We start from the raw sequence: 7,747 nt of genomic DNA on the forward strand, positions 1-7,747 counted from the left end.
TTGATGTGTAGAAGTCACTCCTGCGGCCCGACGGGCGGCGGCGCAGGTCGGGCAGGTAAGCAGCCGTGCCGGTGGCTCCACACTCCGGTTGAGCGGTACGAGCCTCGTGCGATGCACGACCTCGATGTGCACATGCTCCAGACAGCGCGGCGCCGCAGTCGACGCAGACGCCCACAGCCGGAACAGCCAGGTGCCGACCGGTGAGGCAATCAAGGCAGTTCATCGGAGCGCCTCGGCTGGGGTGAAGAAGCGGCGCCGTGCCCACAGGGACACGTAGACCAAGGCGACCAGTACGGGCACCTCGATGAGGGGTCCAACGACGCCCGCCAGTGCTTGGCCGGAGGTGACGCCGAAGACGCCGACCGCGACCGCGATGGCCAGCTCGAAGTTGTTTCCGGCGGCGGTGAAGGCCAGCGTCGTCGTCTTGTCGTACGGCAGGCCGATCGCCTTCCCGGCCAGGAAGCCGCCGCCCCACATGAGCGCGAAGTAGGCCAGGAGCGGCAGGGCGATGCGGGCCACGTCTACGGGCTGGGAGGTGATCGTGTGGCCTTGTAGGGCGAACAGGATGACGATGGTGAACAGCAGGCCGTACAGGGCGATCGGGCCGACGCGCGGCAGGAAGTGCTGCTCGTACCAGGTGCGGCCGCGGGCGCGCTCGCCGAGCTTGCGCGAGGCGTAGCCGACGGCGAGCGGGATGCCGAGGAAGACGAGTACGTAGAAGGCGATGTCCCAGGCCGAGACATCGAGCGCGGATTGCGTCAGGCCGAGCCAGCCGGGCAGGACCTGCAGGTAGAACCAGCCCAGCGCGCCGAAGGCGATGACCTGGAAGATGGAGTTGAGCGCGACCAGCACGGCGGCGGCCTCGCGGTTGCCGCAGGCCAGGTCGTTCCAGATGAGCACCATGGCGATGCACCGGGCCAGCCCGACGATGATCAGGCCGGTGCGGTATTCCGGCAGGTCGGGCAGGAAGATCCAGGCCAGGGCGAACATCAGCGCCGGGCCGAGTACCCAGTTCAGCACCAGTGAGGAGACCAGCAGGCGGCGGTCACCGGTGACGGTGCCGAGGCGGTCGTAGCGGACCTTGGCCAGCACCGGGTACATCATCAGCAGCAGGCCGAGCGCGATCGGCAGCGAGATCTCGCCGATCTTGACGGCGTCCAGCGCGGTGTCCAGGCCGGGTACCAGCCGTCCGAGCAGCAACCCGACGGCCATGGCCGCGATAATCCACACCGGCAGGAACCGGTCCAGCATCGACAGGGCGCCGATCACATTGGCGGGCGGCGCGGTGTCCTGTGCGGGTTGGGCGGCCATCACAGCGAAACCGCCGGCGGGGTGGCCGGCAGGGTCAGCAGCGCCGACAGCTCGCCCAGCGTTTCGGGCACCAGGCGGTAGTAGACCCAGGAGGCGCGCCGTTCCGAGGTCAGTAGCCCGACCTCTTTGAGCACCTTCAGGTGATGGCTGATGGTCGGCTGGGACAGCTCGAACGCGTCGGTGATGTCGCAGACGCATACCTCGCCGCCCGCGCGGCTGGCCACGATCGACAGGATGCGCAGCCGTACCGGGTCGCCCAGCGCCTTGAACACGCGCGCCACCCCGGCCGCCTGCTCGGCGTCCAGTGGCTCGCGGGTCAGCGGCGGGCTGCACTCCAGGATCTCCAGCAGTTCCATCCACGCCCTCCGTATAGATGTTCATCGAAATAGGTTCATGTCTATATTGACATGCGTCTCTGCCAGCTTGGTACGTGAGCTTGCCCTCAGCCGGCCGGGACCCCGATGTCGGCCAGCAGGGCGCGTACCCGGCGCTCGATGTCGTCGCGGATCGGCCGGATCTGCTCCAGCGTCTTGCCTTCCGGGTCGTCCAGATCCCAATCCAGGTAGCGCTTGCCCGGATAGACCGGGCAGGCGTCGCCGCAGCCCATGGTGACCGCCACGTCGGCGGCTTGAACGATTTCGCTTGTCCACGGTTTGGGGAACTCGCCGGTGATGTCGATGCCGCGTTCGTGCATCACCTCGACGACGGCCGGATTGATCAGCTCGCCTGGCTCGGTGCCGCCGGACCAGCCGAGGGCGCGCTCGCCGGCCAGCCGGGTGAAGAAGCCGAGCGCCATCTGCGAGCGACCGGCGTTGTGCACGCACAAGAACAGCACGATCGGCACGCCGGTGCCGTCCTTGCCCTCGATGCGGGCCAGCGCGCGCAGCCGCTGGCGGGCGAACCGCTCGGCCAGCAGCGGCAGGTAGTTGGCGATGACGGCACGGCCGGCGAACTGGTCGTAGCTGGTGTGCAGGAACCGCTCGATGGTCTCGGCGCCGAACGTGCCGGTGTTGGCAGGGCGGGCAGAGGTCGACGGCCGTTCATCCGAAGGTGAGGTTGGCACGGAGGTTGTCGGCGGCTGATCGTGCCTGGTTGGTGATGCGGGATGGCAGAGCAGTGGGCTCGCCCACTGGCCGAGTGGCTCGTTAGGCATAGTCATGGCCGGTCACGACGTTGAGACCGGAGACGGTGATGGCTCGCAACTCGGCGCCCGGGACGGGACCCGTGCGGGATCTGCGCTGCTGAGCCCCGCGCGGCGAGGCAGGCTCAGCCGCCCGCTGTGCCGCCGACGCGGTGCGCCCATGACTGTTGCGGCGCTGTGGATGATCTATCTCGAACGAGCCGGTCATGCTGCCTTCTTCCGGACGCTGCCGAAACGCAACGATGATCTGGGACTGTCTGCCAGGCGCGGCCTACCAGGTGAGGAATGCGGGTGTCGTCCTCGGGGCGTTCAGGTCAAGATCGGGAGCCCGGCGGCGAAGATCACATAGAACACGCCGGCGAGGAGTAGTCGTCCGGCGGTGAGCTTGTGGAAGTGCATCATCACCAGCAGGTAGACAATGGCCGCCATGGTCATGACACCGGCCCAGATCAGCGCCGGACTGAACGACCACGAGGTGAACAGCAGGCCCAGCCCGCTGGGTACGGTGGCCTGGATCATCATGGCGCCGGAGATGTTGGCCAAGGCCAGCTTGGTCTTGCCCTGCCGCACCCAGATGATCGCGTTCATGATCTCGGGCAGTTCGGTGGCGACCGGAGACAGCAGGAGCGCGGTCACTGCGGCGGGCAGGCCGATCATCGGGCCGATCGCGTCCAACCGGTGGACGAACAGCTGAGAGGCGAAGAAGATCACTACCAGGGTCGTCAGCGTCTGGGCCACGACCGCCCAGGTGGCTGGAGAGGAGGCCTTCGGCTGCAGCTTCAGCGGCTCCAGCTCGTCCTCGTCGTCACCGCCGTCGGCCGGCCCGTTGTCGCCGCGCATCTCGCGCCAGAAGTAGACAGCGTAGGCGGCGAAGAACACCAGACCCAGCCACGGCTTGAACGCGAACGCCACCAGCCCGAGCCCGACCTTGAACACGAACACGTACAAGAACCAGCGCTGGTCCTTGGCCAGCCGTGTGGCCTCGGCCGGATCAGTGATGACCTCCCCCCGCTCTCCTGCGGCCACGGCTCCGCCCTCATTCGAGCCGACAGCGGCGTGTGCGAGCACCCGCTTGCGGTCGCGGCGACGCTTGAACAGCAGCGCCGCGCCGGTCGCGGCGTAGGCGACGGTGGCCAGCGCCAGCGGGCCCCCCATCGCCGCGCCTACCCCGATGTCCTTGGCCTCCGGCGTTGCGCCAGTGGTGACCGCGACCAGGGTCACCACCGATTCGGGCAACGCGGTGCCGAAAGCCGCCAGGATGGTGCCCACCGCCATCTTGCCCACGTTGAGCCGGCGGCCCAGCCATTCCACCGCGTTGACGAACCACTCACACGCCAGATAGATCGCCACAGCACAGGCGATCAGCAGGACGAAGTGCCACATGTGTGCTGTCCTCAAGCCTTCCCGCGTATCGCCGGGGGCGAGGAGTCACGAAGGCGAAATTCGGAGCCAGGGCGACCTCGACCCCCGCGATGCCGCGTACGCGTCATCAACAAGGGATCGAAGGTCTCGCCCACCCGCCTGAGCGGGCCCGGCCACCGGGAACCCCAAGAGGCTCCAGCATGTCGACGGCCGGTTTTACAGGACTACTCCCCTTCGCGGGAGCGACGTTAGCCCATCAGCGCAAAGCTCGTCCAGTTCCTTGCGCTTTCTTGACCAGTTCGCCCCACACGTCGTGGACGGCGGCGGCGGAACCTGTCAATTTGATCAAGGCAGTTGAGCTGGGTTAATTCTGTTTCGGATTCCCTGTGGTGCCCTCGGCTGGTCGGGTTCGGGTTTGTTGATCCAGGCAAGACCTGGCAGGGGTGGAGGTGCCGCCACTGGCAAAGCGTTCCGGGGTGAGTGGCATGGGCGGCGGCCAGGACGACGCGCGCCGTTCGCGGACGGCTGCTGCGCGACCGTAGTGCACGTCGATGGGATGGCGGTAGCCGATCCCGGAGTGGTACGTAGTTGGGGAGCTGTCCGGAAGATCTAGGGCATCTCACTCGCCGGTGATGTGCCCAAACAGGGCGATCGCGGCGATTTCACAGAGGGTCGCCACGACCGCGAGCACCACTCCGGCCGCGAAGAGCCAGCGGAGCCTGCGCGTTCCCAGCCAGAACTCGCTGAAGGTCTCCCGGGGCGTTGGGTCGATGGACATGTGCTCCCCACGCCTGCGGGGGTAACCCGATGATCATGGCCGGTCAAGCGCCACCCTGCTCCTGGAGCAGGGAGGCGAATTCGTCGTCATCAAAGAAGTCCTCGGCCACGCCCACATCGGCGTCACCACCGTCTACGCCCATGTCCGACTCCACCTCCAACGTCAGGCCATCGACGCCCTCGACACCGCCCTCGAAAGCCTGACGAACACTCAGGGTGCCAGGACCGACGGCGAAGAACCGCCACCCTGCGCCGCCCTCGTCCGCTGACGTTGCCGTCAACTACTGCCGTCTCCCCATGCAGAAGCCCCGCCAGGACTGACGGGGCTTCATTTTTTGCTGCCGCTATCCAGTGCAGCGTCTGTCGGGCCAGGTAGGCAGGCTACGTCTCCAGGAGACCCGAGAACCTTCCTCCTGCTATTCAGGGATCTCTAGACCTACATCTCTTGCCAACGCCCGCACATGGGAGTTGCGAGCCAGCGATGGGTACTCAGATGTCACCCGCCGCAACTCTCCGCGAATGAACTCGGTCCCAGCCGCAACGAATTCATCGACAGTACAGTTCAGCTCGGATTCCATGTAGCTTGGAGCCATACGGAGCGTGCCCTGACTCAACGTAAAATCGATGCACTCGTCATTTTCGGTGAAATCGATCTTTCCGAGCGCCTGCCCTCCTTGGGCGAAGATCATCACTTGCTGCACGCAGTACATCGCATCGAACAGCGGAACCCATCCCCGCGGCGGCCCGACCTCGACACCAGAGTCGGAGATCCGAAGGAACCCTAGTACGGCAGTCGCCATTCGTTAGCTGAGCTGGGTTTATACGGTGGCCAGACGAGCGCGTTTGTGGAACCAGCGGGCTCGGGCCTGGTGTCGGCGCCGCCAGAGTGACCAATGGGCGGCGTGCAGCAGTGAGGGAGTCGTCGGTGTCGCGGCGTTGAACAGGCGCTTGACCTCGGCGATGGTCAGCGGGATCATGCCCGCGTCGGCGGGTGACGGCTGATCGGGCCGGCGGGCTGGTGGTGCCTGGGTGTCGGTACGCCGCCGAGCGTCTGCGGCACCGGCCGCGCAGATCGCCAGGGCGGCCATGACCAGCACGAGGTGCCGCAGAAACGCCTCGTACAGGCGTACTTGGGACTCATCCAGGCCGAACAGGTCCTTTCCGAACTCGAAACTCTCCTCCACCGGCCATCTCAGCCCTGCGGCGGCGATCAGGCGGGCCAGGGTGGCCGGCTGATCGGCGGGCACGAAGCAGTAGTGGAAGGTCAACTCGCCGGTCTTGCGGTGCTTGCGGACCAGCAGATAGTGGACGGGGCTGGCGGTGGCGATCCAGGCCCAGGCGTAGGCGCGCTCGCCTTTGGAGCCGTCCCCGGCCGAACGGATGGTCCAGGCGCGTTTGGGTTTGCAGTGCCGGGCCACGGCCTGAGCGCAGGTCAGGCTGGTGCCGCCACCTAAGGTCAGGGCGAAGGAGGAGCGCACGCGCAGCACGTAGGCCTGCTCGTGCTGTTCCAGGAAGGTGCGCAGCTTGGTGCAGGCGCCGTACACCTCGTCGCCGGTCAGGAAGTCCAGGCGGACACCGTCGGACCAGGCGTCGGACAGCAGGCCGATGCCCAGTTCTCCCTTCGTGGCGAAGGTCAGGTCCAGGGGCAGGCCGGTGGTGATCGCCGTGACCGGGTCGGTGATCTGCTCGGCGGGGATCCACTGCCGGGCGGCGATCAGCGCGTGCCCGGTCCCGCCCCGGATATAGGCCAGGTAGACGGTGTTGACGCCGTTGTCCACGCCGCCCGCGCAGCCCATGTTCTGCCGTTTGACTCCGGCCGTGGCGGTGCCCTTCTTCTCCTGCCCGGACTCATCCAGCGCGCCGACGGTCAGGCTCCCGGGGCCGGCAGCAGCGTCCAGGTGGGCGACAGCGAAACGGCGCACGACGGTCATGGCACCCGCGGTGTCCCAGCGGGCGCGGTTCAGCAGCCGCTGAGTGGCGCAGGGAGAACGGTCTCCGGCCTGCTCGGCGATCGTCCAGCCGTTGCGTTTGGGCAGGTCGGACATGACGGCGCGGATGTACTTGGCGGCCTGCAGGCGGGGCTCGATCCGGCTGAACATCGGTGCCAGCCCGCAGAGCAGTTCGTCCATGTTCCGTTGCGCGCGCCGGGCTTCTAGGATGAGCGCAGCAGCCGCTCTCGATCTTGTACTCGTCACACAGTCATGATCACGAGCGGCTGCTCTCGTTGTGCCCGCATCCGATGACAAGATCGCATCGACCTATCACGCATCCGTGCTGGTCACGCCATGAATGGCGACTGCCGTACTAGGAAGTAGTACCACCTCAGGTCGGCCCTGGAAACGGTCGCTAGATTGACGCCGCGCACGCGCTCTCGCCCGTGATCAGAATAGTCAGCGCTCGGCGAGAAAGAGATCTTCATGTGGGCTCACTTGGCCGGGAAGGCGTTGCGAACGCGATTGAGGTCGGGGTCGTAATAGACGCGTAGCGTGTGGAGCGGTGTCCTCTTTCGATCTTGAGCAAATCCGACTGGCTCCTCATACGTAAATTCCTTGACGATGCCATCTCGGTTCTGCGTATCCGTTACCACTCGCCCTCGCTTCAGCACATCCTTGATGAGAGCCGCGCGTGACGCCTTCGATGTCTCACCTGACAGTCCCGGAGATGGCAGCTAGCGGGAGCAGGGGAAGTGTGGCGCCGTTCGCGCAGGTGAAGGCCGTGTTCTAGTGGCAGCTTAGCTACCTACGCCCATCTCGAAGACGCGCGGAGAAGCGTTCTCTGAGCGGCTCGTAGTTGTGCTCGGGAAACATGATCGGCAATGCGTCGAGCATGTTCGCAATTCGTTCGCACACGGGCTCGAACTCCCCATCACCCAGTGGCGCCCGAGTGAACAGGAACTGCCAGTTGAAGGCGCCCTTGGTCAGCTGAAGAATGTCCAGGTACTCACGGTAGTCGACGTCCATCTTCCATGCGCCATAGCGAGGCTCTGCCGCCCACCAGATTTCGGGTTCGCCCCCACCTGGAAGCAGCCGCAGTGCGGCGTAGTCACCCGTCCCGGTGAAGGTGAGGGGCCATGGTGATTCCGGACAGCCGTCTTATGGGCGTAGCCTATGCGGCTGTTTGGATTGAAAGGGACTCGTTGAGTACTTCCAGAGGTGG

At 66.1% G+C, this 7,747-nt stretch carries 9 protein-coding genes; all 9 read right to left on the reverse strand.

The annotated features are described in order from the left end of the window. Positions 1–219: 219 nt before the first annotated feature. Positions 220–1,311 (reverse strand): ACR3 family arsenite efflux transporter, encoded by a 1,092-nt coding sequence (arsB, locus tag ABZ297_RS34300; RefSeq protein ID WP_355355184.1) that lies wholly within the window; start codon positions 1,309–1,311, stop codon positions 220–222. After that, on the reverse strand, positions 1,311–1,667 hold the full coding sequence (locus ABZ297_RS34305; RefSeq protein ID WP_355355187.1) for a metalloregulator ArsR/SmtB family transcription factor: 357 nt from the start codon (positions 1,665–1,667) through the stop codon (positions 1,311–1,313). The genes arsB and ABZ297_RS34305 overlap by 1 nt, the downstream gene beginning before the upstream one ends. 86 nt (positions 1,668–1,753) lie before the next feature. Further along, positions 1,754–2,374, reverse strand: a complete 621-nt coding sequence (locus ABZ297_RS34310; protein WP_355355190.1) for an arsenate reductase ArsC — start codon at positions 2,372–2,374, stop codon at positions 1,754–1,756. 387 nt (positions 2,375–2,761) lie between these two features. Beyond that, a complete protein-coding gene (locus tag ABZ297_RS34315; RefSeq protein ID WP_355355193.1) occupies positions 2,762–3,835 on the reverse strand; it encodes a sodium:calcium antiporter in 1,074 nt (357 codons plus the stop codon). Between the two features lie 598 nt (positions 3,836–4,433). Beyond that, entirely contained in the window at positions 4,434–4,592 is a 159-nt protein-coding gene (locus ABZ297_RS34320) for a hypothetical protein (RefSeq protein WP_355355196.1), read from the reverse strand. Positions 4,593–4,635: 43 nt separating this feature from the next. Further along, on the reverse strand, positions 4,636–4,872 hold the full coding sequence (locus ABZ297_RS34325) for a hypothetical protein (protein WP_355355199.1): 237 nt from the start codon (positions 4,870–4,872) through the stop codon (positions 4,636–4,638). Positions 4,873–5,007: 135 nt separating this feature from the next. Then, positions 5,008–5,292, reverse strand: coding sequence for a hypothetical protein (locus ABZ297_RS34330; RefSeq protein WP_355355202.1), 285 nt, complete (start codon positions 5,290–5,292; stop codon positions 5,008–5,010). Positions 5,293–5,409: 117 nt separating this feature from the next. Further along, positions 5,410–6,720, reverse strand: coding sequence for an IS701 family transposase (locus tag ABZ297_RS34335; RefSeq protein ID WP_355355205.1), 1,311 nt, complete (start codon positions 6,718–6,720; stop codon positions 5,410–5,412). Positions 6,721–7,326: 606 nt separating this feature from the next. Beyond that, positions 7,327–7,551, reverse strand: coding sequence for a hypothetical protein (locus tag ABZ297_RS34340; protein WP_355355208.1), 225 nt, complete (start codon positions 7,549–7,551; stop codon positions 7,327–7,329). Positions 7,552–7,747: the final 196 nt, after the last annotated feature.

Origin of the sequence: Nonomuraea sp. NPDC005983 (genome assembly GCF_040614375.1) — a bacterium.
Classification (GTDB): Bacteria; Actinomycetota; Actinomycetes; order Streptosporangiales; family Streptosporangiaceae; genus Nonomuraea.

Excerpts from the sequence above, each read along its gene's own strand:
- ABZ297_RS34320 (WP_355355196.1), bottom strand. The coding sequence starts at position 4,592 with ATGTCCATCGACCCAACGCCCCGGGAGACCTTCAGCGAGTTCTGGCTG.
- ABZ297_RS34305 (WP_355355187.1), bottom strand. The coding sequence starts at position 1,667 with ATGGAACTGCTGGAGATCCTGGAGTGCAGCCCGCCGCTGACCCGCGAG.
- ABZ297_RS34335 (WP_355355205.1), bottom strand. The coding sequence starts at position 6,720 with ATGGACGAACTGCTCTGCGGGCTGGCACCGATGTTCAGCCGGATCGAG.
- arsB (WP_355355184.1), bottom strand. The coding sequence starts at position 1,311 with ATGGCCGCCCAACCCGCACAGGACACCGCGCCGCCCGCCAATGTGATC.
- ABZ297_RS34315 (WP_355355193.1), bottom strand. The coding sequence starts at position 3,835 with ATGTGGCACTTCGTCCTGCTGATCGCCTGTGCTGTGGCGATCTATCTG.
- ABZ297_RS34340 (WP_355355208.1), bottom strand. The coding sequence starts at position 7,551 with ATGGACGTCGACTACCGTGAGTACCTGGACATTCTTCAGCTGACCAAG.